20 protein-coding genes are annotated in these 23,892 nt (G+C 69.6%); 9 read left to right on the top strand and 11 right to left on the bottom strand.

The genetic code is table 11. From position 1 onward, the window contains the following. Positions 1 to 17: 17 nt before the first annotated feature. From PXH83_RS23540 to eccB, 5 genes are all read right to left on the bottom strand, one after another. A complete protein-coding gene (locus tag PXH83_RS23540) occupies positions 18 to 371 on the bottom strand; it encodes a hypothetical protein (protein WP_274562564.1) in 354 nt (117 codons plus the stop codon). Between the two features lie 70 nt (positions 372 to 441). Then, positions 442 to 1,716, bottom strand: a complete 1,275-nt coding sequence (mycP, locus tag PXH83_RS23535) for a type VII secretion-associated serine protease mycosin (protein WP_274562563.1) — start codon at positions 1,714 to 1,716, stop codon at positions 442 to 444. Between the two features lie 142 nt (positions 1,717 to 1,858). Further along, positions 1,859 to 2,143, bottom strand: coding sequence for a WXG100 family type VII secretion target (locus PXH83_RS23530; protein WP_274562561.1), 285 nt, complete (start codon positions 2,141 to 2,143; stop codon positions 1,859 to 1,861). Positions 2,144 to 2,221: 78 nt separating this feature from the next. Next, on the bottom strand, positions 2,222 to 2,533 hold the full coding sequence (locus PXH83_RS23525; RefSeq protein ID WP_274562559.1) for a WXG100 family type VII secretion target: 312 nt from the start codon (positions 2,531 to 2,533) through the stop codon (positions 2,222 to 2,224). 205 nt (positions 2,534 to 2,738) lie between these two features. Continuing rightward, entirely contained in the window at positions 2,739 to 4,328 is a 1,590-nt protein-coding gene (gene eccB, locus PXH83_RS23520; protein ID WP_274562558.1) for a type VII secretion protein EccB, read from the bottom strand. Between the two features lie 303 nt (positions 4,329 to 4,631). Between eccB and eccE the strand changes: the two genes are divergently transcribed. The 4 genes from eccE (at position 4,632) to PXH83_RS23500 (ending at position 10,388) form a co-directional block, all read left to right on the top strand. Beyond that, complete coding sequence (gene eccE / locus PXH83_RS23515; protein WP_274562557.1) at positions 4,632 to 5,966, top strand: type VII secretion protein EccE; 1,335 nt, start codon at positions 4,632 to 4,634, stop codon at positions 5,964 to 5,966. Further along, positions 5,966 to 6,808, top strand: a complete 843-nt coding sequence (locus PXH83_RS23510; protein WP_274562556.1) for a hypothetical protein — start codon at positions 5,966 to 5,968, stop codon at positions 6,806 to 6,808. Before eccE ends, PXH83_RS23510 begins: the two co-directional genes overlap by 1 nt. A gap of 241 nt (positions 6,809 to 7,049) precedes the next feature. After that, positions 7,050 to 10,040: an SCO5717 family growth-regulating ATPase gene (locus tag PXH83_RS23505; RefSeq protein ID WP_274562555.1), complete on the top strand. Its 2,991-nt coding sequence runs from the start codon at positions 7,050 to 7,052 to the stop codon at positions 10,038 to 10,040. A 114-nt stretch (positions 10,041 to 10,154) separates the two neighbouring features. Then, positions 10,155 to 10,388 carry a DUF397 domain-containing protein gene (locus tag PXH83_RS23500; protein WP_274562554.1) on the top strand — a complete coding sequence of 78 codons (234 nt, stop codon included), beginning with the start codon at positions 10,155 to 10,157 and terminating at the stop codon, positions 10,386 to 10,388. An 86-nt stretch (positions 10,389 to 10,474) separates the two neighbouring features. On the opposite strand, the gene PXH83_RS23495 is transcribed toward PXH83_RS23500, so the two are convergent. Beyond that, positions 10,475 to 11,098, bottom strand: a complete 624-nt coding sequence (locus tag PXH83_RS23495; protein ID WP_274562553.1) for a hypothetical protein — start codon at positions 11,096 to 11,098, stop codon at positions 10,475 to 10,477. Positions 11,099 to 11,391: 293 nt separating this feature from the next. On the opposite strand from PXH83_RS23495, the gene PXH83_RS23490 reads away from it, so the two are divergent. The 5 genes from PXH83_RS23490 to PXH83_RS23470 all read left to right on the top strand — a co-directional run bounded on the left by PXH83_RS23490 (position 11,392) and on the right by PXH83_RS23470 (position 17,508). Next, positions 11,392 to 13,248: an ABC transporter substrate-binding protein gene (locus PXH83_RS23490; protein ID WP_274562552.1), complete on the top strand. Its 1,857-nt coding sequence runs from the start codon at positions 11,392 to 11,394 to the stop codon at positions 13,246 to 13,248. 3 nt (positions 13,249 to 13,251) lie between these two features. Continuing rightward, positions 13,252 to 14,322: an ABC transporter permease gene (locus PXH83_RS23485; RefSeq protein WP_274562551.1), complete on the top strand. Its 1,071-nt coding sequence runs from the start codon at positions 13,252 to 13,254 to the stop codon at positions 14,320 to 14,322. Beyond that, a complete protein-coding gene (locus PXH83_RS23480) occupies positions 14,319 to 15,233 on the top strand; it encodes an ABC transporter permease (protein WP_274562549.1) in 915 nt (304 codons plus the stop codon). Before PXH83_RS23485 ends, PXH83_RS23480 begins: the two co-directional genes overlap by 4 nt. Continuing rightward, positions 15,119 to 16,207, top strand: a complete 1,089-nt coding sequence (locus PXH83_RS23475; RefSeq protein WP_420803205.1) for an ABC transporter ATP-binding protein — start codon at positions 15,119 to 15,121, stop codon at positions 16,205 to 16,207. The genes PXH83_RS23480 and PXH83_RS23475 overlap by 115 nt, the downstream gene beginning before the upstream one ends. Positions 16,208 to 16,470: 263 nt before the next feature. After that, positions 16,471 to 17,508: an ABC transporter ATP-binding protein gene (locus tag PXH83_RS23470; RefSeq protein WP_274562545.1), complete on the top strand. Its 1,038-nt coding sequence runs from the start codon at positions 16,471 to 16,473 to the stop codon at positions 17,506 to 17,508. Positions 17,509 to 17,517: 9 nt separating this feature from the next. Here PXH83_RS23470 and PXH83_RS23465 read toward each other — a convergent pair whose 3' ends face one another. The 5 genes from PXH83_RS23465 to infB all read right to left on the bottom strand — a co-directional run bounded on the left by PXH83_RS23465 (position 17,518) and on the right by infB (position 23,851). Further along, positions 17,518 to 18,471 (bottom strand): bifunctional riboflavin kinase/FAD synthetase, encoded by a 954-nt coding sequence (locus PXH83_RS23465; RefSeq protein WP_274562543.1) that lies wholly within the window; start codon positions 18,469 to 18,471, stop codon positions 17,518 to 17,520. 399 nt (positions 18,472 to 18,870) lie between these two features. Continuing rightward, on the bottom strand, positions 18,871 to 19,773 hold the full coding sequence (gene truB / locus PXH83_RS23460; RefSeq protein WP_274562541.1) for a tRNA pseudouridine(55) synthase TruB: 903 nt from the start codon (positions 19,771 to 19,773) through the stop codon (positions 18,871 to 18,873). Then, on the bottom strand, positions 19,770 to 20,237 hold the full coding sequence (gene rbfA, locus PXH83_RS23455; protein WP_274562540.1) for a 30S ribosome-binding factor RbfA: 468 nt from the start codon (positions 20,235 to 20,237) through the stop codon (positions 19,770 to 19,772). Before rbfA ends, truB begins: the two co-directional genes overlap by 4 nt. 40 nt (positions 20,238 to 20,277) lie before the next feature. Next, the gene (locus PXH83_RS23450; protein ID WP_274562986.1) at positions 20,278 to 20,571 is read right to left on the bottom strand and encodes a DUF503 domain-containing protein; all 294 of its coding nucleotides are present in this window, start codon (positions 20,569 to 20,571) and stop codon (positions 20,278 to 20,280) included. Between the two features lie 163 nt (positions 20,572 to 20,734). Then, positions 20,735 to 23,851 carry a translation initiation factor IF-2 gene (gene infB / locus PXH83_RS23445; protein WP_274562538.1) on the bottom strand — a complete coding sequence of 1,039 codons (3,117 nt, stop codon included), beginning with the start codon at positions 23,849 to 23,851 and terminating at the stop codon, positions 20,735 to 20,737. Positions 23,852 to 23,892: the final 41 nt, after the last annotated feature.

Raw genomic sequence — 23,892 nt, 5'->3', positions numbered from 1 at the left:
GCAATCCGAATCTGGCACTAATTGGCGAGCGAGTCTTTGCCACCCGAACCGTTACCCAGGCCGCGCTTGGTGTCGGCTTCGCGATTGCTGTACTTGTCCCTGACCTTCGACGTCTTCTTACCGAAGTCGTCGATCAAATCCTCGAGCTGCTTGATGATCTCTTCGATCCTGGCCTTCATCTTCTGATGGGCCCCATGAAGCGTCTTCGCCTGCTTGAAGTCGGCGTGCCCGAATGCGCTCAGCGGGATTTCCGTCTCGTAAGTCGATGTACTACGAGCGCCCTCCATGTCCTTCAACAGGCCCCGCAGCTTCGAAAGGACCTCATCCAGTGCGCTCAGATCAACCCGCAGGTCGGCGCTCGTATTGGTCATGTCCCCGTTCCTCTCCCCTATTTGCTAAGTCTTCAGCGCCAACTCGCGCCTGATCAACGTGGATGCCTGTTCAGCCCGACGATGGCTCGCCAGCTTGCTTACGCCGCCAGTCCCGCACAGCCACCCCGCTCCCGCCGACAACGAACACCAGCAGCAGCCCCGTCCCCATCACGTACATGGCAACCCGGCGCTCCTGCTCCGCCTCCGTCTCCCCCACAGTTACCGCCATGGGGATCACCTCACCCGCGCCCGCCTTCACCGGCGGGTCCTCCTTCGGCCGGGTGCCCGGGGTCGACTCGTCCGACAGGGCCGCTACCGGGTCCACCACTCCCCAGCCCAGGTAGCGGTTCGGGCCTCGGCCCGGGCGGATGGCGGTTTCCTGGAGGCGGGTGGTGATTTGGGACGCCGTCCAGTTCGGGTGCTTTTCCTTGAGCAGCGCCGCTACGCCCGCTACGTACGGGGCCGCGAAGCTCGTGCCGTCTGCCGTGCACTGGCCGCCCTGCGGGACCGTCGAGACCATGCCGACGCCGGGCGCCGCGATGTCCACGAAGTTGCCCGCCTGCGAGAAGAAGGCGCGTTCGTCGTTGCGGTCGGATGCCGCTACCGCCAGGACTCCGGGATACGAAGCCGGGTACGTGTTCTCGGACTTGCCGTCGGCGCCGTCGTTGCCGGATGCCGCGATGATCAGGACGCCCTCGCTCACGGCCTCCGCCACCGTATTCCGCAGCTTCGTGTTGTCCTGCTTCTTCGCGGTGTCCGAGGAGATGTTGATGATCTTGGCGCCCTTGGCGACCGCGTCGCTGATCGCCGCGGACATGGTGCCCGAGTCGCCCTGCTTGTCCTCCGCGCCGGTGTAGCGGAGCGAGAGGATCTTGGCCTCCGGGGCTATGCCCGCGAAGCCTGTGTCCTTGATCGCGCGCGCTGCGATGATGCCCGCGACCCTGGTGCCGTGGCCCTCGACGTCCTCGGTGCCGTCCTTCGACTTGCCGACGTAGTCCTTGCCGCCGGGGGCCATCGCGCCGCGCAGCTGGTCGTTCGAGTCGTCGACGCCGGTGTCGATGACAGCGACCGTCACGCCCTTGCCCGTCGCCTGCTCGCGCAGCTGGTCCAGGAGTACGCGCTGGAGTGACCACGGCGTGGACTTGATGATGTTGCCGCCGAAGACGCATTCGGAGCTGGACGACAGCCCGAATTCAGGTTCGGGGCGATTGGGTGGTGCCGGAGCGGCCAGTGCCGTAGGGGCGCAGGCGAGACAGACGCCTGTGACCGCGAGTACGCCAAAGACCCGCTGCAGTGCGCGGGTTCCACTCGTGCGCGTACGCGGACGGGGTGTCAGGACCCCCATGTTCAGGCTCCCCAGGGCTCTTCTTGCTTCCATCGGAATCGAAGCTGTGTGTCAAGCAAAAGTGTGCGGTCTGCAGAAGTGGGTCGGCCCAGCGGACGCCTTGGCGTCGGCCGGGCCGCCCTCTTCGTCCCACCTGGGCGGATCAGCCCCAGGTGTTGGCGTTGCTCTTCTCAGTTTCCCGGTAGTTGTCGGCCGAGTTCTGCAGCGCCGTGGCAATCTTCATCAGCGTCTGGTGCAGGTCAGCCGCAGTCTTGTCCCAGTCGCGCTGCTTGCGCTGGTAACCCTCCTGCGCCTCACCTTCCCAGGTGGTGGCTACGCGCTTGACAGCGGTCTCGAGGTCGTCGAGCTGCTGCTTGATACGGCCGGCGGTGCTGCGCACGTCCGTGGACGCGTTGGTGATGGTGGCGTAATTGACGAGAATCGACATCGTCGCTCCCTTTCAGGTCAGGAAGAGGTCTCGGGAAGGGGGAGAGCCCGGCTGAACGTCGGGCTCAGAGCGGCTTACTCAGCCGAAGTCAGACATGATCTTGCTGACTTCAGCGTTCTGCTGCTCTTCCGACGCGGTGTAGTTGCTCCGCGTGGAGTCCACGGCTTCCTTGATGTCGGCGAGGATGTCGCTCATCCTCTTCGCGTCCTGGTTCCACCGCTCCTGGAGCTGGTGGTAGGACTTGGCCGCCTGGCCCTGCCAGCCGCCCGCGACCTGCTCGATAACTCCGGTGAGGCGGCGGATCTCCCCCTGGATCTGACCATTCGCCGTGGTGATGTCGCCCGAGAGCTTGCTCAGGTCATCTTCTGTTACCCGAAACTGGCCGGCCATGGTGAACCTTCCCCCATGTCGTCGATGGTCCGGAAAGCCTGTGCCACTCCCCGGATATGCGTCACATCAATGATCGCTACAAACACTCTATCGTCCGTCCGTCACACAATCGCTTGCGCCGGACATCAGTTACAGACTTCACACACACACGCGACGACCCTGTGATCGAATACACCAAGTCGCGCTGCCACCAGGAGCGTTGGACTCACTGGCTCTGCGGCTGCGCTGCGCTGCCGGTGTCCAGCATCGGCCCCTTCGGGATGAACTTCGCCCATGTCTGCGGCACGATCGCGGGGTTGGCGACCTTCTCGTATCCCAGGCGCGTGCGCGCCTTGTCGGTCTCGCTCGGCTCGCCGCCCTGCGATGAGCTCTGCGACGAGCCCTTGCCGGTCTTGTCCGCCGCGCTGTCGTTGCCCGCCGGCAGCGAGTAGCGCAGGCCCGTGTCCGTCAGCAGGTACGTCGCACCGCCACCCCCCGCCGCGCCCGTGACCTCCTGGAAGAGCAGACCCGAGCCGGAAGAGACGTACGCGCTCAGCGAGTCGGCGATGACCTTCTTGGGGTACGTCGTCCCGGCCCAGGCGGCGAGTTTCGGCTTCTTGTCCGCGCCGATCGTGCCGCTGTAGACGCTGCACGAGGTGGTGTTGGCCGAGCCGTTCGCCGTGGAGGCGGAGTTGGCCTGCTGCGGGACGGTCTGCGGCCAGCCCTTGTCGTCGTAGAAGTTGTCCGCCCCGCCGCCGTTGGCGGCGATGATGTCCGACGTGTCGGCCTTGATGTCGGCGATCTCGTCGGTTCCGTACGCCCGCTTGGCCGACGGCGAGCGCTTGAGCAGGTCGGCGACGAACGGCGTGATCGCCGCGACCTTGTCCTGCAGTACGACGTAGTACTGATCCCCCTGGGCGTCCTGCGCCCTGAGTACGCGGCCCACCGTCCCCGCCTCGTCGGGCAGCCCTTCCACCGTCGTCGGCGCCCCGATGGACGGCACCGTCGGGAAGGTGATGGCCTCGCCCAGGTTGAGGGTCTGCAGCCACTCCGTGCTCACCGGCTGCGGATCGGCCTGCACGCCGATGACGGCGGCGCGCAGTTGCTCCATCGTGGTGCCGTCGAGGCCCGTTGTGTCGCCGAGCAGGAACGCGTTGCCCTTGCCGTCGACCAGGTATTCCAGCTTGGTCTTGGTGTCGACGACGTACAGCGCCTCGCGCTCGTCGACCTTCCCCTTGTTCTCGACCGACTTCGCGTCCTCGCCGTCGAGTACGAAGACGGCGCGGTCGATGGAGGTACCCGAACCGGGAGCCGGCTGTTCGCAGACCGCCCACGTCTTCGCCTTCTCGGCGTCGTCCTTGGTGGGCAGCCGGTCGGGAGCGTACGGGATGCCGAGCGTCGCGCCGTGCGGGATGCCGCTCTTGTCGATGTCCTTGCCGGGGACCTCGATGACGCTGCCCTTGCCCTTGTCGAGAAGGAGCTTGGCGGAGGCGTAGTTGAGGACGGGATGCAGCGTCGGGACTTCTTTGTCGTTCGCGCCCTTGTCCTTGATCACGACGTAGCGCGTCGTGGAATCGCTGTCGACGATGATGTATTCGCCCGGTGTGTCCCAGCCCTTGGGCGCCGAGGGCTTGATCACACCCCAGGCGATGAAGCCCACCACCAGCACAACACCCACCGCCAAGCTGGGCATTACCGTACGAACCGGGCGCGGCGCACCTTCGTCGGAGCCCCCGGGCGATGGTGCCAAAAACGCTGCGACGGTGCGCTTGCGAGCGAACGTATAGGCGGCGAGCTCATCCCGACGCTTTGCCATGGTCCTGGCTCTCCCGTTTTGTCGTACTCAGTCGTACTCAAAGGCTGCTTCAGCCCGAACAGGGCACCCACTATGCACTGCGCCACCCGACCTCGATCAACCAGGTACGGGTCCCCGCCGCATCTTCACAGGCCCTGCCATGTTCGTAGCCCTGCATCTGTGTCGCCCCACGTTCATCAGCGGGTACCGTGACCACTCGCACAACTGTTGTGGGCAATCGGAGCCCCTGGCCCCGTCGCTGAGATCTGCATCGACGATCTCCACCGACGACGGCGCCACTTCGCGAAAGGGATGTCCCGGGGGATGACCAGCGCTACGAGCACTCGGCGCGGACGCCGCGCAGCGGCACAGCAGCAACCGGGCCGTCGCCGCAGACCCGCGCAGGCCCCGGCGGCTCCCGCGGCGACCGCCTCCGCGGCGCCGCGTACGCTGCCCAGCCCCGGCGGCATGGGCCCGCTGCGGCTGCAGCAGCTCATCCTGGTGGAGCTCGCGGCCGCCATCATGCTGGCCGCGTGGGTCACCGACCGTCGCTGGCTGCTCGCCCCCGCGGGCGCCGTGGCCGCGCTGCTGCTGCTCCTGGCGATCCTGCGCCGCCACCACCGGCCGCTGCCCGAGTGGTACGAAACGACGCGCGCCCTCAAGCGCCGCCGCCGCGAAGCCAAGTTGCCCGTTCCGCCGGGTACGGATCCGATGCTGGCACCCACCGTGGAGTGCGACCCCGCTTTGCGGACGTACAGCTTCGTGTCCCGTGACGATCGCTCGATCGGCATGATCGGCGACGGCTCGTTCCTGACCGCGGTGCTCTTCGTGCAGCCGGGCGACGAGCCGCTGCGCCCCGACTTCGCCGGGCGCCAACTCCCGCTCCAGCTGGTCCGGGACGCCCTTGAGGTCGACGGCATACGGCTCGCCTCCGCGCAGGTGGTGCAGCACACCCAGCCGGCGCCCGCGCCGCATCTGCCCCAGCAGTCCGTCGCCGCACGGTCGTACGGGCCTCTCCAGGCCCAGGCCGGATCTCCCGCGCTGCGGCTCACCTGGGTCGCCCTCAAGCTCGACCCCGAGCTGTGCCCGGAGGCGGTGGAGGCGCGCGGCGACGGCGTCCCCGGCGCCCAGCGCGCGCTGCTGCGGGTGGCGGACCAGCTGGCGAGCCGGCTGGCCGGGGCGGGCTTCGAGGCGACCATCCTGGACGAGAACGAGCTCGTACAGGCGCTCGCGACGTCCAGCTGCCTCAACCCCCGGGCCAATGCGCAGCAGCGCGGTCAGGAGGGGCGCCCGACTCAGCGGCGTACGGTCGAGTCGGTACGGAGCTGGCGCGTCGACGACCGGTGGCACTCCACGTACTGGATCTCCCGCTGGCCGCAGTTGGGCGACGGCGGTGTCGCACTGCCGCAGATGGTCACGCAGTTCACCTCGCTGCCGGTGCTCGCGACGACGTTCAGCATGACCCTGAGCAAGGCAGGCAACCGGGGCATCTCGGTCGCCGGGCATCTGCGCATCACCGGCCGCGGCGAGAACGAACTCGGACAGGTCCGCCGGGAGTTGGAGCGTGCCGCCAGTGCGTCCAAGGTCGGCCTCGTGCGCCTCGACCGCGAACAGGTCCCCGGAGCTCTCGCCACCCTGCCTCTCGGAGGTACGTACTGATGTCTTACCCCACGCCGACCATGAACCCGGGGCAGCGGGGCCAGGAACCCGCCCGCACGCCCGCGCACGTGGCATCGCCCACCGACACGGGCCTGATCCCGATCATCCAGCAGCCCGATGCGCGCCAGCAGCAACGGCGCATCTTCAGCCCGGGGTTCGGGCTGCGCGGACCGCGCCGCAACCGTCATGTCGTCACCGCTGAGGAAATCGCGGCGATCAGCATGCCCATCGGTGACGACGGCGTGATCATCGGCATCGACACGGAGTCCCAGCCGGCGGTGCTCGGCCTGGCCCGTCCTACGCCCTTCGACGTCGTACTCGTGGGCGGCCTGTGGATGGCCCAGGTCCTGGCGCTGCGCGCCGCCGCGACGGGCGCGCGCGTGGGCGTCGAAACGGGCCGTCCGCAGGCCTGGCAGCAGCTAGCACAGGCGGCGGGCGGCGGCCAGCCGTGCATGACGGTCTACCCGGTGGGGCGGGTGCCCGCGCAGGGACCGTCGGTTTCCAGCCCCGTTGTGCTGATCCGCGACTGTGGCGTACGTCCGCCTCGTGGGCGTGTGACGTCCCTGCCCTGGCAGTCCGTGGTGACCGTGCTTCCGTTCGTCAGCGAACACGCGCCGCGCTGGCTTGCGCAGGCGCAGTTGATCGGAATCCAGCAGATTTCGCCTCAGGAGACCGAAGTCGTACGGGAGATCCTCGGCATCCCGGCCGAGCATCTCCAGATGCTGCCGACGCTTTCCGACAACGTCGCCCTGTGGTGCACTCGTAAGCACCGCAAGTACGTCATGACCGAGCCCACGGACGCGGAGACCGGCCTGCTGGGCATGGCCCGCCGCCTGGACTGAGCGTCGTCGACTGGGCGTCGGCCGGGGCATCGCCTCGGCGTCGGCCGAGCGCAGTCGCCGGAGGGGGCAGGGGAGGGGCCGGTGGAGCCGGTCCGCACGCAAGGGCGCTTTTCCGTACCGCGCTGCTAAAGCTTAGGCTTCTGGTGATGCGGTGAACGTCGCAGCCGCGTAGGACGCGCCACCCCATCCGCCCGACCGCGACGACGCATTCAGCAGCAGTGGCTGACCAGGAGGCAAAGCAGTGAACAGGGATCGGTCCGAGTACCACGGCGACGGCCAGTCCTCGGACGGGGACGACCGCGAGCTGGATCTCACCGGCGAGTTCGAAATCGTCTACGAGCCTCCTGCCTGGTACGACCAGAGCACGCGGGGTGGCTCCGCGCAGGGCGGGCAGCAGGACGCCGGGCAGGCGTCTCCGCCGCCGCCGACCGGACCACCGCTGGGGCCGACGGGTGGACCCGTTCATCAGACGCCGGCTGCCCCTCAGGTCCCTTCCCAGGCGCAGCCGTACGCGCAGGGTGCTCCGCAGCAGCCGGGTCCTGGCGCACCTGAGGCGAATCAGTACGGAACGGGTGGCTATGGGTTCCCTCAGCAGGTGACGCCTCAGCAGACCGATGGATACGGGTATCCGCAGCAGGCGGCGCCGGGTGGATACGGGTATCCCCAGCAGCAGCCCGCCCCGGCCGCACCGCAGTACGTCGCGCCGCAGCAGCCCACGCCGGGTACGCCGCAACCGGCTCAGGACACCTCGGGCGGCTACGGGTATCCGCAGCAGCCGGCCCCGGCCCAGCCGCAGTACGTGGCGCCGCAGCAGGCCGCGCCTGGTGCACAGGAGCCGGGTCAGGACACCTCGGGCGGTTACGGGTACCCGCAGCAGCCCGCCCCGGCCCAGCCGCAAGCGGTCACGCCCCCGGCGCCGGCCCCCGGCTTCCCCGTGCTGCGCCCGATCGACGACGACGCGCAGAGCAACACGCCCCAGGCCGAGGCCCCGGCGGCGAACGTGCCCGAACAGCAGGCCCCCGCCGCGCAGATCCCCGAGCAGCAGATCTCCGAGCCGAATTACGCCGCCGCCGATGCCGAAGCGGCAGCGCTGTTCGGCGACGACGACGATGCCGATGAGCCTGAGCAGCAGCAGCAGCAGGAGGAGGAGGAGGAGCACGGCGACGTGGCGGAGCCGGGTGACTCCGAGGCCGCGTCCGGCGCCGAAGGTGACGCCAACTCCGGCTCCGCGACGGATGCTGGGGCCGATGGCGAAGCCGAGCCCGAGACCGATTCGGCAGCGGCAGCGGCAGCAGCGGCGCCCACCGCAGTCGAGCCCGCACCGGAGTCCGGGCACCAGCCCGCAGCGCAGGTTCCGCCGCAGGCTCCCGCGCCGCAGGCCGCCGCGCCTCACGCAGACCCGTCCGTGCCTGCGCCCCAGGAGCTCCCCCCGCTGCCGCAGGGCTACCAGCCCGCACAGCAGCCCGTTCAGGGTGCACCGCAGCAGGCGGCGCAGCCGAACCAGCAGGCCGCAGCCGCAGCGGCCGCCCAAGCCGCCGGTTACGGCTACCCGCAGCCCGCTGCCCAGCAGCCGATGCCGCAGCCGCAGTACCAGACGCCCCCGCAGGGCACGTTCGGCGCGGCTCAGCCGCTGCCCCAGGCGCAGCAGCAGCCCGCCCCGCAGCAGCACCCGGGGTACCCCGCGCAGGGACAGCCCGCACCTGGCTTCCCGCAGCCACACCAGCAGCAGGCTGCGCAGCCGCAGCCTCAGCCCCAGCAACAGCCCGGCCAGCCACCGCAGCAGCAGCCGCCCGTACAGCAGCAGCAGCCACAACAGCCCCAGCCCGGCTACAACTACCCGCCGCAGCAGGCCGGTTACGGCTACCCGCAGGCCGCGCAGCCCGCGCCCCCGCAGCAGCCCGTACAGCAGCAGCCGCAACAGCCGCAACAGGGCCAGCAGCAACCGCAGGCCCAACAGCCCCAGTACCAGCAGCAGCCCCAGCAGCCGAACCCCGCGGCCCCGCCCGCCTACGGCTCCCAGGGCGGCTGGACCGCCCCGACAGGACCGCAGGCCGGCGCCCCTCAGCAGCAGGCCGCGCCAGGGACCCCGCTCGGTTACAACGCCGCCGTAGAGCTCTCCTCCGACCGGCTGCTGCGCAACCAGCCCAAGGCCCGTAAGAACAACGCGGGTCCGTCCCGCTTCAAGCTCGGCGCCAAGAAGGAAGAAGAAGAGCGGCAGCGGAAGCTGGCTCTGATCCGTACGCCGGTGATGTCCTGCTACCGGATCGCGGTGATCAGCCTCAAGGGCGGCGTCGGCAAGACCACGACGACCATGTCGCTCGGCGCCACGCTCGCCTCCGAGCGCCAGGACAAGATCCTGGCGATCGACGCCAACCCGGACGCCGGCACCCTCGGCCGACGGGTGCGGCGCGAGACCGGTGCCACCATCCGCGACCTGGTGCAGGCGATCCCGCAGCTGAACAGCTACATGGACATCCGCCGCTTCACCTCGCAGGCGCCGTCCGGTCTTGAGATCATCGCCAACGACGTGGACCCGGCGGTCTCCACGACATTCAACGACCAGGACTACCGCAGCGCGCTCGAAGTCCTGGGCAGGCAGTACCCGATCATCCTCACCGACTCGGGCACCGGACTGCTCTACAGCGCGATGCGTGGGGTCCTCGACCTCGCCGACCAGCTGATCATCATCTCGACCCCGTCCGTGGACGGTGCGAGCAGTGCGTCGACGACGCTCGACTGGCTCTCCGCGAACGGCTTCGCCGACCTCGTCCAGCGATCGCTCACCGTGATCTCGGGGGTCCGCGAGACGGGCAAGATGATCAAGGTGGACGACATCGTCGCGCACTTCGAGACCCGCTGCCGCGGCGTCGTCGTGGTGCCCTTCGACGAACACCTCGCGGCGGGCGCCGAGGTCGACCTCAACATGATGCGTCCCAAGACCCGCGAGGCGTACTTCCACATCGCGGCCCTCGTCGCCGAGGACATCGCCCGCACCCAGCAGGGCCAGGGCTTCGCCGCCCAGCAGCAGGCTCCGCAACAGCAGCCGCCGCAGGGGTACGCGCCTCAGCAGCACCCCGGCGCCGCGCCCCAGCCGGGACAGGGCTGGCAGCAACAGGGGCAGCAGCAGCCTCCGCAGGGTGGCGGCTGGCAACAGCAGGCACCGCAACAGCAGCAGCCTCCGCAGGGCCAGGGCTGGCAGCAGCAACCGCCCGAGGGCTGGACACAGCAGTAGCGGGCGAGGTTTCTGTCTTCCCTCGTGCGAGTGAATGACTGCCCGCATGACTCAGGCCTCTGGCCTAAGATGCCCGGGACGACGTCCGGCCGTTGCCGAAAGGGAGTTTGACTGATGGGGAGCGCACAGGAGAAGGAAGAGCTGTACGCCCTCGACATCTCTGGCGTCGAGTGGCACAGCGCTCCTGGCACGAGCGAGAACGAGGAGCGCGTCGAGATCGCGTACCTGCCCGAAGGGGCCGTCGCGATGAGGTCGTCCGTAGATCCGGAAACCGTCCTGCGGTACACCGAAGCCGAGTGGCGGGCGTTCGTACTCGGTGCGCGCGACGGTGAGTTCGATCTGACCTGAGCCAGGCGCTCAGACGGCACTTCGCCCCGCCGGACGAGATCCGGCGGGGCGAGGTCGGTTGGGCACCGCGCGTGGTCGGCGCCGTGTCAGCGGCGGTTTCTGCCAATGGCGTAGGCGAGTCCCCAGGCGGCTGCTGCGGCTCCCACGAGAGCCAGCACGGCGATCAGCTGCGTCACGCCGTCGCTGCCGAACCAGTTCTTGGCCGGAAAGAAGGGGTCGAACCGCACCATGCTCCCGATCCAGCCAGAATCGAAGGCAATGAGCACCACGCCGTTGGTGTAACCGAAGAAGCCTCCGAGCACGGCCAGGATGGCCCCGCAGATCCTGGCACCGCCGCTACTGCGGCCCACGAGGCCGACGATGGCACCGACGGCCGCTCCGTTGAGCAGGGCGTGGATCACGTACATGGCCTGCGCCGTGTTCTTCGACTGGTCTTCGTACGTGGCGTACATGACGAGGCTGTAGACGGTCGCGACGGCCACAGATACGAGCAGCCCGAGGAAGAACGCGGCGACCGGCTTGCCGGATTGGGGCTGCTGCTGCCCGTACGGCGCCGGATATGCCTGGTACGGGTAGCCGGGCTGCGGCGGGAACTGCCCCTGGGCCGGCGGCGGTGCGCCGAACCCCGGTGGCGGCCCCGGCGGCTGCTGGGGCATCGGCGGCTGGTTGCCCGGGTTGTACTGGGGCTGGGGCTGCCAGGGCTGGCTCAAAACGGGTCCCCCGAGAAGCAGAAGATGGAACCGCCCAAATTACCAAACGGGCTCGCACGGGCTCCGTCAGCCCCTCAACAGTAGGGCAACAAGGGTTTAGACCAATGAGGGCTCGCACCGACTGCGCCTGCGCGCTCCCGGGCGTTCTCCTGGGGCATTCCCGCAGCCCACACCGGGTATAGAGCATCGTTGACGCGGCCGGACAGCGCTGATAGACCTTCGCTTCACCAAGCTGGACAGCAGTGATCAACACGCCTTCTCCGTGCGAGTGATGACGCGAGGTCAAACATCCCATGGACACCACCACTGTTCCACGCAACGCCCGGCCACACCCTCATATCCGAACGCTGCTCGCAGTCGGCGCCACCGCCCTGGCCATCGCCGCCGCAGCCGCGACCCCGCTGAACCCCGCACCACAGCAGGCGAAGGCCGCGGGCAGCGACGGCAAGCGGACGCTGACCGTCGCCGTCTCCCAGAGCGTCGATTCCCTCAGCCCGTTCCTGGCTCAGCGTCTGGTCTCCACCAGCGTCCACCGGTTGGTCTACGAGAATCTGACGAATTACGACGTCAAGGACAACCACGCGATCCCCGGCCTGGCCACCAAGTGGGAGCCGTCGCCGGACAAGCTGACGTGGACGTACACCATCCGCGAGAACTCCAAGTGGTCCGACGGCAAGCAGGCCACCGCCGAGGACGCCGCCTGGACGTTCAACACGATGATGAGCGACGAGGGCGCCGCCACCGCCAACGGCAGCTTCGTCGCCAACTTCAAGAAGGTCACCGCCCCCAGCCCCACCAAGCTGGTCATCGAGCTGAAGAAGCCGCAGGCCACCATGGCCGCGCTCGATGTGCCGATCGTCCCCAAGCACGCATGGGAGAAGGTCGGGGACTTCTCGAAGTTCAACAACGACAAGAAGTTCCCGATCGTCGGCAACGGGCCTTTCGTCCTGACCGACTACAAGGTCGACCAGTACGTCAAGCTCAAGCCGAACAAGCAGTTCTGGCGCGGCGCCCCGAAGTTCGACGAGCTTGTCCTGAAGTACTACAAGGACGGTGACGCGGCTGTCGCCGCGCTCCAGAAGGGCGAGGTGTCCTTCGCGGCCAACCTGACCCCCGCGCAGGCCGCATCCCTCTCCAAAGCCAAGAACATCAAGGTCAACGACGCCCCGGGCCGCCGCTTCTACGCGCTGGCCACCAACCCCGGCGCCAAGTCCAAGGACGGCAAGAAGTTCGGCAACGGCCACCCTGCGCTGCTCGACCCGAAGGTGCGCCAAGCCCTCTTCGCCGCCACCGACCGCAAGACCATCATCGACAAGGTCTTCCAGGGCCACGCCGTCGAGGGCGAGGGCTACATCCCGCCGCGCTTCGCCGCGTACCACTGGAAGCCGGCCGACGGCCAGAAGATCGCGTACGACCCGGCGAAGGCGGCCGCGCTCCTCGACGAGGCGGGCTACAAGAAGAACAGCGCGGGCAAGCGCGTCGGCAAGAACGGCAAGCCGCTCGACTTCCGCATCCTCTGCCACGCCACCGACCCGAACGACAAGGCCATCGGCAAGTACATGCAGGAGTGGTGGGGCGAGCTCGGCATCGGGCTGAAGGTCGACTGCCTCGACAATGTCTCCGACCCCTGGCTGGCGGGCGAGTACGACCTGGCCTTCGACGGCTGGTCCGTCAACCCCGATCCGGACTTCGTCCTCTCCATTCACACGTGCGCCGCGCTGCCGGCCACGCCCAAGGACACGGGCGCGACCGACAACTTCATCTGCGACAAGAAGTTCGACGAGCTCTACGCGCAGCAGACCGCGGAGTACGACGAGACCAAGCGCGCCGATCTCGTCAAGCAGATGCAGTCGCGGCTGTACGACACCGGGTACATGAATGTCATGGCGTACCCGAACGCGGTCGAGGCGTACCGTACCGACCAGATCAAGTCGATCACGACGATGCCCGCGTCCGGCGGCAACCTCTGGGGCCAGGACGGCTACTGGAGCTGGTGGTCGGCCGTGCCCGCGGACGCGGACGGATCCAGTGAGGACAGCGGTTCCTCCACCGGTCTCGTCGTGGGCATCGGCGCGGCCGTCGTGCTCGCCGCCGGGCTCGGTGTCTTCGTCGCCCTGCGCCGCCGCTCCACCGCGGAAGACCGTGAGTAGTCCATGAGCACTGCAAGCACCACCCCCCTCGCGGAGGGTACGGCCGACGGCCCGGTCCCGGTGAAGACCGGGCCGTCCGGCCCCCGCGCCCGCTCCGCACGCGCCTATCTGCTGTACGTCGCCGGGAAGCTGGGCGGCGCGGCCGTCTCGCTCTTCGCCGTCCTCGTCACCAGCTTCTTCCTCTTCCGGATCATCCCCGGCGACCCGGTGCGCACGATGACGCACGGCCGCCAGGTGTCGGCCGAGCAACTCGCTTCGCTGCGCCGCCAGTTCGGCCTCGATCTCCCCCTGTGGCAGCAGTTCACGGACTACTGCGGCAAGGCGCTGAGCGGCGACCTCGGCACTTCGTACCAGTTCCACGCCCCGGTGGGCGAGCTGATCAGCGAGAAGCTGCCCGCGACCCTGCTGCTGACCGGCGTCGCCGTCGTCATCTACTCGGTGCTCGGCCTGTGGCTCGGCACCCGCTCCGCCTGGCGCCACGGCGGGCTCGGCGACAAGGTCAACACCGGAGTGGCGCTGACACTGTGGTCCGTGCCGTCGTTCTGGCTCGGCCTGCTGCTGATCATCACCTTCTCGGTGGGCATCGGCCCGATCCCCGGCATGTTCCCGACGGGCGGCATGGAGTCGGGCGACGCCTCCGGTTTCGCGTACGTCACCGATGTCGCGCACCACATGGTGCTGCCGGTCGTCACACTGGTCGCGGTCGGGTACGCCCAGACGCTGCTGGTCATGCGGTCGTCGTTGCTGGACGAGATGGGCAGCGACTACCTGACGACGGCGCGCGCGAAGGGACTGCGCGACGACCTCGTGCGGCGCAACCACGCCGTGCCCAATGCCCTGCTGCCGACCGTCACCATGGTGTTCATCAACCTGGGTCATGTGGCAGCCGGTTCGATCCTCGTCGAGACGGTCTTCTCCTGGCCGGGGCTCGGCGGGCTCTTCTACCAGGCGCTGAGCGTGCCCGATCTGCCGCTCGTGCAGGGGCTTTTCGTCGTCTTCGCCGGAGCGATGATCCTGATGAATCTCCTCGCCGACCTGCTCTATCCGCTGCTCGATCCCCGGGTGGGCCGATGACTGCGACGAACTCCGCTCAGACCGCCTCGTCGCTCGCGTGGGCGCGGCGCCGGCACTCCGTGGCCCGGTTCTGGCGTTCGTACCGTACGCACCGGGCCGGGCTCTTCGGTCTCGGCGCCCTCGCCCTGATCGCGCTGGTGGCACTCGCCGCGCCGCTGCTCGTCGGCAGCGACGTACAGAGCGTTACGGACGCTCCCGGCTCGGCGCTGGAGCCGCCGAGCGGTGAATTCCCGCTAGGAACCGACCAGTTCGGGCGGTCGCTGCTCGGGCTGCTGATCTGGGGCGCGCGGATCTCACTGACCGTGGGACTGATGGCCGCCGCGCTGTCGGTGGCCATCGGTACGCTCGTGGGCATCGTCGCCGGGCACTTCGGCGGGTGGCTCTCGACCGTGGTCATGCGCATCACGGACTGGTTCCTCGTGATGCCGACGCTGGTGCTCGCGATTGTGCTGGCCACGGTGATGTCGCGCAGCGTGTGGACGGTGATCCTGGCGATCGGCGTCACGAGCTGGCCGACGACGGCCCGGCTCGTGCGGGCGCAGACCCTCGCCGTCGAGTCGCGCCCGTACATCGAGCGGGCGACGGCGCTCGGCGGCGGCCACGGCCACATCATGACCCGCCACGTCCTGCCCAACGTCATGCCGCTCGTCCTCGCCCAGACCACCCTCGGCATCTCCAACGCCATCCTCACCGAGGCGACGCTCGCCTTCCTGGGGCTCGGCGACCCGGACGTCGTCTCGTGGGGCGGCATGCTCCAGGATGCGCGGGAGGCGGGCGCGGTGTCGTCCGGGCACTGGTGGTACCTGGCGCCGCCGGGCATCGCCATCGCGGTCGTCGCCCTGGCGTTCACGCTGTGCGGGCGTGCGGTGGAGTCCGTGCTCAATCCGAAGCTGGGGGTGTCGGCCCGATGAGTCCACGGAGCACGCTGCTCGAAGTGAAGGACCTGCATGTCACGTACGGAGCGGGGACGCGCGCTGTACGTGGCGTGGACCTCACCGTTTCCGCCGGTCAGAAGCTCGGCATCGCGGGCGAGTCCGGCTGCGGCAAGTCGACGCTGGCGCTGGCGCTGCTGCGCCTGCTGCCCGCGTCGGCCAGGCTCAGAGGGGAGATTCTGCTCGACGGCGAGGACGTCCTCACCATGAAGTGGGGCAGGCTGCGGGCCGTACGGTGGGCAGGCGCTTCGATCGTCTTCCAGGGCGCGATGCATTCGCTGAACGCCGTGCACCGGATCGGGGACCAGATCGCCGAGCCGGTGCTGCTGCACCGCCGGTCCACTCCGGGGGCCGCGCGCAGGCGGGTCGCCGAGCTGCTGGAGCAGGTCGGGCTGCCGGGCGCGCGCGCCGACGCGTATCCGCACGAGCTGTCCGGCGGGCAGCGTCAGCGCGTGATGATCGCGATGGCGCTGGCGTGCGATCCGCGGCTGATCGTGGCGGACGAGCCGACGACCGCGCTGGATGTGATGATCCAGGCGCAGATTCTGCGGCTGATCGAGGGGCTGGTCGCGGAGCAGGACATCAGCCTGCTGATGATCAGCCATGACCTGTCGGTGCTGGCCGACACGTGTGACCGGCTCGCGGTGATGTACGCGGGGCGCGTGGTGGAGGAGGGCCCGGCGAGGCAGGTGTTCGACGAGGCGCAGCATCCGTACGGCGTGGCGCTGTCGGCCGCGTTCCCGCGCATCGGCGACCCGGGTTCGCGTCTCGCCCCGCGCGGCCTGCGCGGCGATCCGCCGGATCCTACGGCGCTGCCGTCCGGCTGTACGTTCCACCCGCGCTGCGCGGTGGCGCTGGACACGTGCGCCACGGAGGACCAGCCACTGCGAGAGGCGGGGGCGGGGCGGAGGGCGGCGTGCGTGCGGGTGGGGGTGGCGCAGCCGTTGCCGTGACCGGAGCCGGCAGGGGCGCCTGCGGCGTGCCATTTCCCCACCCCGCCCCTTCCCGAACTGGGGCTCCGCCCCAGACCCCGCTCCTCAAACGCCGGAGCGGCTGAATTCAGCCCGTCCGGCGTTTGAGGACCACGCCCGAAGGGCGTCCCGGGGCCTGGGGCTTGCCCCCAGTTTCGGGAAGGGGCGGGGTGGGGAAAGCGCCGCAGGCACCCGCGGCCCCGCACTGCTGAGCACCGCCCCCATCCCACCCACCGGAGTAAGACATGAACCCCACTCCCCTCCTCACCGCCACCGCCCTGCACGTCACCTTCCCCGGCCGCCGCGGCGCCCCCGCCGCCCGTGCCGTCGACGGCGTCGACCTCGACATCCGCCCCGGCGAGATCGTCGCGCTCGTGGGCGAATCAGGCTGCGGCAAGACCACCCTCGCCCGCTCGCTCCTCGGCCTGGTCCCGCCCACCTCCGGCCGCGTAACCTTCGCCGGCAAGCCCCTCGACTACGGCTCACGCGCCCTCAAGGCGTACCGCAAGCGCGTACAGCTCGTGCTCCAGGACCCGAGCGGTTCGCTCAATCCGCGCCACACGGTGTACGACGCCGTGGCGGAGGGTCTGCGCATCCACGGTTACGCGGGCGACGAGCGCGGGGCCGTCGCCGAGGCGCTCTCGCGCGCCGGTCTGCGTCCCCCTGAGCGGTTCTTCCTGCGCTACCCGCACGAGCTCTCGGGCGGCCAGCGACAGCGCGTCGTCATCGCGGGCGCGCTCGTCCTGAACCCCGAACTCATCGTCGCCGACGAGCCGGTGGCATCACTGGACGCGTCCGTACGCGGCGAGATTCTGGCGCTACTGCTGTCGCTGCGCGACGAACTCGGGCTCTCCGCCCTGGTGGTGACCCACGACCTCGGCCTCGCCTGGAACATCGCCGACCGGGTAGCGGTGATGTACCTGGGCCGGATCGTCGAGACCGGCCCCGCCGAGAAGGTGCTGACGGAGCCTCAGCACCCGTACACGCAGGCCCTCTTGTCCGTACTCCCCGAGTCCGGTGCGGAACCCGTCGTCCTGACGGGCGAACCGCCGGACCCGTCCCGCATTCCCGGTGGCTGCCGTTTCCACGCCCGCTGCCACGTGCTGGCCTCCGGCGAGGCCGGGCGTACGGGCGTCGACGCCGACTGCCGTACGGCGCTCCTGCCGGTCCTGGCCGGCGGCGACGAGGCGCAGGTCGCCTGCCACTGGGCGGCAGCCCGCGCCGCCGGGGCACGCGCGGGGGCAGAGGCAGGGGCAGAGACGAGTGCCGTGGGCGACGCCTGAGCGCGGCCGCTACTTCGCCTCGTACGCCTCGATCAGCTCGCGCGAGCGCTTCACGTCGTCCGCGATCGCCACCAGCAGCGCCTCGATCGAGTCGAACTTGGCCTGGCCGCGTACGTACGCCAGGAAGTCGACGGCGACGTGCAGCCCGTACAGGTCGAGGCCCACCCGGTCGATGGCGTACGCCTCGACCGTCCGCTCCGTGCCGTCGAACTGCGGGTTCGTGCCGACCGAGATCGCGGCGGGCATCGCCTCGCCCTCCACCGTCAGCCAGCCCGCGTACACGCCGTCGGCGGGAATCGCGGTGTGCGGCAGCGTCTCGACGTTCGCCGTCGGGTAGCCGAGCTCGCGGCCGCGCTGGGCGCCGCGCACCACCACGCCCTCGACGCGGTGCGGCCGGCCCAGGATCTCCGCGGCGCCTTCGACGTCGCCCTCGGCGACCAGGCGCCGGGTCAGCGTGGAGGAGAACGGCTCGCCGCCGCCCGCCTCGCCGCGCACGTACAGGTCTACGACCTCGACCTCGTAGTCGTACGTCGGACCGAGCTCGGAGAGGAATGCGACATCGCCCGCCGCCCGGTGTCCGAAGCGGAAGTTCGGGCCCTCGATGACCGCCTTCGCGTGCAGCTTGTCGACCAGCACCTTCACGATGAAGTCGGCCGGCGACAGCTTCGAGAACTCGGCGGTGAAGGGCAGGATCAGCAGCGCGTCCACACCCAGCTCGGCCATCAGCTCGGCACGCCGGTGGTGCGGGGCGAGCAGCGGCGGGTGGCTGCCGGGCCGCACGACCTCGCTCGGGTGGGGGTCGAAGGTGACGACCACCGAAGGCACGCCGAGCTCGCGGGCGCGGTCCACCGCGCGTCCGATGATCAGCTGGTGTCCGCGGTGCACCCCGTCGTAGGAGCCGATGGTGACGACGCTGCGTCCCCAGTCCTGGGGGATGTCCTCCAAGCCACGCCAGCGCTGCACTGTGACCGCTCTCCTCGCCCGAACTCGAACCCGAACCTGTGTACGTGAGATTGCTGATTACGCAGGTCTAAGACTGCCATGCCCGCGGCCTGTGCCTCGCATCGGGCATGGGAGTCCCCCAGCGCCGGAGCAGGCGGCGACGCTCGGTGGTACGGACGAGCACCGCCCCGCATTGATCGGCAGGAGAAGGACGCCGGGCGAAAGCGCCCCCCAATACACCCTTCATTCACTCCAAGCGCCTGCCCGAAGGGGTGAATCGGAGTGGCTGGGTGGACAGACCACCTGCGAGGGGGATCGTGGAGCGGACAGCCGACGGGCTGTCCGCTCCACGGTGGGCCGCAGAGGTGGGCGCAGAGGTGGGCGCAGAGGTGAGCCGATGCTCAGCGGTCGCGCGAGCCGTCAGCCGAAGACGGCGAGGCTCTTCGCCTTGCCGCGGTTCTCCTCGACGAGCGCGAGGAAGCGCCCCTCCGGGCCGAAGACCGCGACCGGGGTGCTCTCGTACGCCGGCATGTCGATCCGTACGCCGTTCGTCACCAGGGCCGCCCGCCGCTCGTCCACGTCCCAGCGCGCGAACGCGGCCGCGGCCGCGTCGGCGATGGGCATGACGGTGAGCTCCTCCTGGAGCTGCTCCAGCGTCTTCGCCGCGTCGAGCCCGTACGGGCCGACCCGGGTCCGGCGCAGTGCGGTCAGATGCCCGCCGACACCGAGCCCCGCCCCGAGGTCACGGGCGAGAGCGCGGATGTACGTACCGGAGGAGCAGACGACGGAGACGACCAGGTCGACGACGGGCGTCCCGTCCTCGGCCACTGCCTCGCGCACGTCGTACACCTGGAAGGACGAGACGGTGACCGGCCTGGCCGGGATCTCGAACTCCTCGCCCTCGCGCACCCGCGAGTACGACCGCTTGCCGTTTATCTTGATCGCGCTGACCTTCGAAGGCACCTGCATTATGGCGCCGGTCAGTTCGGCGACGCCCGCGTCGATGCCTTCCCTGGTCACGCCGGAAGCGTCGGTGGACGTCGTGATCTCGCCCTCCGCGTCGTCGGTGACCGTGGTCTGGCCGAGCCGGATCGTACCGAGGTACTCCTTCTCGGTCAGAGCGAGATGACCCAGCAGCTTGGTGGCCTTTTCGACGCCGAGGACGAGAACGCCCGTCGCCATGGGGTCGAGCGTGCCGGCGTGGCCGACGCGACGGGTCTTGGCGATCCCGCGCATCTTGGCCACTACGTCGTGCGAAGTGAAGCCGGACGGCTTGTCGACGATGACAAGGCCGTCCGGCGTCGTGGTGGTGGTGCGCTTCATTCCGCGGTTTCGCCCTCGCCCTCGGCGTCCGCTCCGGCTTCGTCGTCCTCGGGCTTGCGGTACGGGTCGGCCTCGCCGGCGTACGTCTTGCCGGTCGACACCTCGCGCACCTCCGCGTCCTTGGCGCGCGCCTTGTCGAGGAGGTCCTCGATGGTGCGCGCGTTGTCCGGCAGGGCGTCCGCCACGAAGGCCAGCGAAGGCGTGTGGCGCACGCCGGTCTGCCGGCCGACCTCGGAGCGGAGGATGCCCTTGGCGCTCTCCAGTGCGGCAGCCGAGGCGGCGCGCTCTTCGTCGTCGCCGTAGACCGTGTAGAAGACCGTGGCCTCCCGCAGGTCACCGGTGACCCGGGCATCCGTGATGGTCACGAAGCCCAGCCGCGGATCCTTGATACGCCGGTCCAGGGTCTCCGCGACCACGACCTGGATGCGATCGGCCAGCTTGCGGGCCCGCGCTTTGTCGGTCACCGGTCCTACTCTCTTTCTGTCTTTCCGCTGCTGCGATACGTCAGTCTTCGTCTGTGTGCAGCCGCCGTCGAACGGACAGCAACTCCACTTCGGGCCGGGCGGCGACCATGCGCTCGCACCGGTCCAGTACGTCTGTGAGGTGCCCCGTTTCCCCTGACACCACCGCGACGCCGATCTTGACTCTGCGGTAGACATCCTGGTCGCCGACTTCCGCCACACTCACCGCGAATTTGCGCTGGAGCTCGGCGACTATCGGTCGTACGACGGAGCGTTTCTCCTTCAGCGACCGTACGTCGCCGAGGAGCAGGTCGAAGGACAGTGTCCCCACATACATGTATGTCCGGATGTCCCGCCGGTTCGGGGTCGTGCCCCGCCAGCCACTTGGCAGGGACACAAGAACCGTACACGCAACGGCCGGAGCCGCTCGACGGAAATATCTCCGCCGAGCGGCTCCGACCGATGCTGTACGGACCAGCCGTACGGATCAGCTCTGCGGACTAGCCGCGCGGCTTCTCGCGCATCTCGTACGTCGCGATGACGTCGTCGATCTTGATGTCGTTGAAGTTGCCGAGGTTGATACCACCCTCGAACCCTTCGCGGATCTCGGTGACGTCGTCCTTGAAGCGGCGCAGACCCTGGATGTTGAGGTCCTCGGCCACGACCTTGCCGTCGCGGACGAGTCGCGCCTTGGTGTTGCGCTTGACCTCGCCGGAGCGGATGAGAACACCCGCGATGTTGCCCAGCTTGGACGAGCGGAAGACCTCGCGGATCTCCGCCGTACCGAGCTCGACCTCTTCGTACTCCGGCTTGAGCATGCCCTTGAGGGCCGCTTCGATCTCTTCGATCGCCTGGTAGATGACCGAGTAGTACCGGACGTCCACACCCTCGCGCTCGGCCATCTGCGCGGCACGCCCTGCGGCGCGCACGTTGAAGCCGATCACGATGGCGTCGGAGCCCATCGCCAGGTCGATGTCGGACTCGGTGACCGCACCCACACCGCGGTGCAGGACCCGGATGTCGACCTCTTCACCGACGTCGAGCTGGAGCAGCGAGGACTCGAGAGCCTCCACCGAACCGGACGCGTCGCCCTTGATGATGAGGTTGAGCTCCTGGACCAGACCGGCCTTGAGCACCTTGTCGAGGTCCTCGAGGGACACCCGGCGGGTGCGCTTGGCGAAGGCGGCGTTGCGCTCACGCGCAGCACGCTTCTCTGCGATCTGGCGGGCCGTACGGTCCTCGTCGACGACCAGGAAGTTGTCGCCGGCACCGGGGACGTTGGTGAGACCCAGGACCAGGACGGGGGTCGACGGACCCGCTTCCTCGACGTTGTTGCCGTTGTCGTCGAGCATGGCGCGGACTCGGCCGTACGCGTCACCGGCGACCATCGTGTCACCGACGCGGAGCGTTCCGCGCTGGACGAGCACCGTGGCGACGGCGCCGCGACCGCGGTCGAGGTGCGCCTCGATCGCAATACCCTGCGCGTCCATCTCGGCGTTCGCACGGAGGTCGAGCGACGCGTCCGCGGTGAGGACCACGGCTTCGAGCAGCTGCTCGATGTTGAGGCCCTGTCGCGCGGAGATGTCGACGAACATCGTGTCGCCGCCGTACTCCTCCGCCACCAGACCGAACTCGGTGAGCTGACCGCGCACCTTGGTCGGGTCGGCACCCTCGACGTCGATCTTGTTGACCGCGACCACGATCGGCACGTCGGCCGCCTTGGCGTGGTTCAGCGCCTCGATCGTCTGCGGCATCACACCGTCGTTCGCCGCGACCACGAGGATCGCGATGTCGGTGGACTTCGCACCACGGGCACGCATGGCGGTGAACGCCTCGTGACCGGGGGTGTCGATGAAGGTGATGGCGCGCTCTTCACCGTTGACCTCGGTGGCGACCTGGTACGCACCGATGTGCTGCGTAATACCGCCGGCCTCGCCCGCAACGACGTTCGTCTTGCGGATCGCGTCCAGCAGTCGGGTCTTACCGTGGTCGACGTGACCCATGACGGTCACGACCGGCGGACGGGAGACGAGCATTTCCTCGCCGCCCTCGTCCTCACCGAACTCGATGGAGAAGGACTCGAGAAGCTCGCGGTCCTCTTCCTCCGGGCTGACGATCTCCAGGACGTAGTTCATCTCGTCCGCGAGGAGCTGCAGCGTCTCGTCGGAGACGGACTGCGTGGCAGTCACCATCTCGCCGAGGTTCATCATCACGGCGACGAGCGACGCCGGGTTGGCGTTGATCTTCTCCGCGAAGTCGGTGAGGGAGGCACCGCGCGACAGGCGGACGGTCTGTCCGTTGCCGCGAGGCAGCATGACGCCGCCCACCGACGGGGCCTGCATGGCCTCGTACTCCTGGCGCCTCTGACGCTTCGACTTGCGACCGCGACGCGCGGGACCACCGGGACGGCCGAACGCACCCTGCGTGCCACCACGGGCACCGGGACCGCCGGGACGTCCACCGAAGCCGGGACGACCGCCGAAGCCGCCGCCACCACCGGGACGGCCTGCGCCGCCACCGCCGCCGGGACCACCGGGACGGCCGGCGAAGCCGCCACCGCCACCGCCGGGACCGGCCGGACGACCGGCGAAGCCGCCGCCACCGGGACGACCGCCGCCGCCACTCGGACGGCCACCGGGGCCACCGGGACCACGGCCGCCGCCGCCAGGACCGCCACCGGGACGGGGGCTGGCTGCGGGACGCTGCGGCATCATGCCGGGGTTCGGACGGTTACCGCCCGGAGCGCCACCCGGTCGCGGGGCGCCGCCCTGCGGACGGGGCATGCCACCGGGGGTCGGACGTGCGCCACCCTGGCCGCCCTGCGGACGCGGAGCGCCTGCGGGACCACCCTGCGGACGCGGGGCGCCACCGGGGGCACCGGCACCGCCGGGTCGCGGTGCGCCGCCGGGACGGGGCGCCTGGGGGCGCGCCATGCCGGTGGAGCCGCCAGAGGTGAACGGGTTGTTGCCGGGACGCGGGCCTGCGGGACGGGCACCACCGGGACGCGGGGCCTGCTGGCCACCGGGACGACCGGGACGCTCGCCACCGCGCTCGCCACCACGGCCGCCGTCGCGCTGGCCACCGTCACGCTGACCGGCCGGGGCCGGACGGGCGGGACGAGGCCCGGGCGTGGCACCTGCGGGACGCGGGGCCTGCTGGGGCTGCGGGGAAGCCGGCTGTGCCGGAGCCGGAGCCGAGAATTCTGCCGCGGGGACCGGAGCCGCCGGAGCGGGCTTGGCCGGTGCGGGCTTGGGACCGGGACGCGGCCCTGCGGCCGGCGCGGTCTCTGCGGGGGCGCTGCTCTTCGGGGCCTCGGCTGCGGCCGGCTTGGGGGCCGGGGCGCCGGGCTTCGGGGCAGAGGGACGTGCCGCAGCGGCCGGGGAGGGCGCTGCGGGCTTGGCGGGCGCGGCCTTGCGGGGCGCGCCCGGCTTGGCAGCGGACTTGCCGGCGTTGCCGCCGGGCCCCTGCAGTGCGTCAGTCAATTTGCGTACAACCGGCGCCTCGATTGTCGAGGACGCCGAACGGACGAATTCACCGAGTTCTTGGAGCTTGGCCATGACGACCTTGCTCTCTACGCCGAACTCCTTGGCGAGTTCGTATACCCGGACCTTAGCCACTTCGCTCCTTTTAGGTCCGGGTTACCGCCGGACCGTCGCTA

It is taken from the genome of Streptomyces spiramyceticus (assembly GCF_028807635.1).
GTDB lineage: Bacteria > Actinomycetota > Actinomycetes > Streptomycetales > Streptomycetaceae > Streptomyces > Streptomyces spiramyceticus.
This window is presented reverse-complemented; position numbering and strand designations above follow the sequence as displayed.

Excerpts from the sequence above, each read along its gene's own strand:
- PXH83_RS23540 (WP_274562564.1), bottom strand. The coding sequence starts at position 371 with ATGACCAATACGAGCGCCGACCTGCGGGTTGATCTGAGCGCACTGGAT.
- mycP (WP_274562563.1), bottom strand. The coding sequence starts at position 1,716 with ATGGGGGTCCTGACACCCCGTCCGCGTACGCGCACGAGTGGAACCCGC.
- PXH83_RS23530 (WP_274562561.1), bottom strand. The coding sequence starts at position 2,143 with ATGTCGATTCTCGTCAATTACGCCACCATCACCAACGCGTCCACGGAC.
- PXH83_RS23525 (WP_274562559.1), bottom strand. The coding sequence starts at position 2,533 with ATGGCCGGCCAGTTTCGGGTAACAGAAGATGACCTGAGCAAGCTCTCG.
- eccB (WP_274562558.1), bottom strand. The coding sequence starts at position 4,328 with ATGGCAAAGCGTCGGGATGAGCTCGCCGCCTATACGTTCGCTCGCAAG.
- eccE (WP_274562557.1), top strand. The coding sequence starts at position 4,632 with ATGACCAGCGCTACGAGCACTCGGCGCGGACGCCGCGCAGCGGCACAG.
- PXH83_RS23510 (WP_274562556.1), top strand. The coding sequence starts at position 5,966 with ATGTCTTACCCCACGCCGACCATGAACCCGGGGCAGCGGGGCCAGGAA.
- PXH83_RS23500 (WP_274562554.1), top strand. The coding sequence starts at position 10,155 with ATGGGGAGCGCACAGGAGAAGGAAGAGCTGTACGCCCTCGACATCTCT.
- PXH83_RS23490 (WP_274562552.1), top strand. The coding sequence starts at position 11,392 with ATGGACACCACCACTGTTCCACGCAACGCCCGGCCACACCCTCATATC.
- PXH83_RS23485 (WP_274562551.1), top strand. The coding sequence starts at position 13,252 with ATGAGCACTGCAAGCACCACCCCCCTCGCGGAGGGTACGGCCGACGGC.
- PXH83_RS23480 (WP_274562549.1), top strand. The coding sequence starts at position 14,319 with ATGACTGCGACGAACTCCGCTCAGACCGCCTCGTCGCTCGCGTGGGCG.
- PXH83_RS23470 (WP_274562545.1), top strand. The coding sequence starts at position 16,471 with ATGAACCCCACTCCCCTCCTCACCGCCACCGCCCTGCACGTCACCTTC.
- truB (WP_274562541.1), bottom strand. The coding sequence starts at position 19,773 with ATGAAGCGCACCACCACCACGACGCCGGACGGCCTTGTCATCGTCGAC.
- PXH83_RS23450 (WP_274562986.1), bottom strand. The coding sequence starts at position 20,571 with ATGTATGTGGGGACACTGTCCTTCGACCTGCTCCTCGGCGACGTACGG.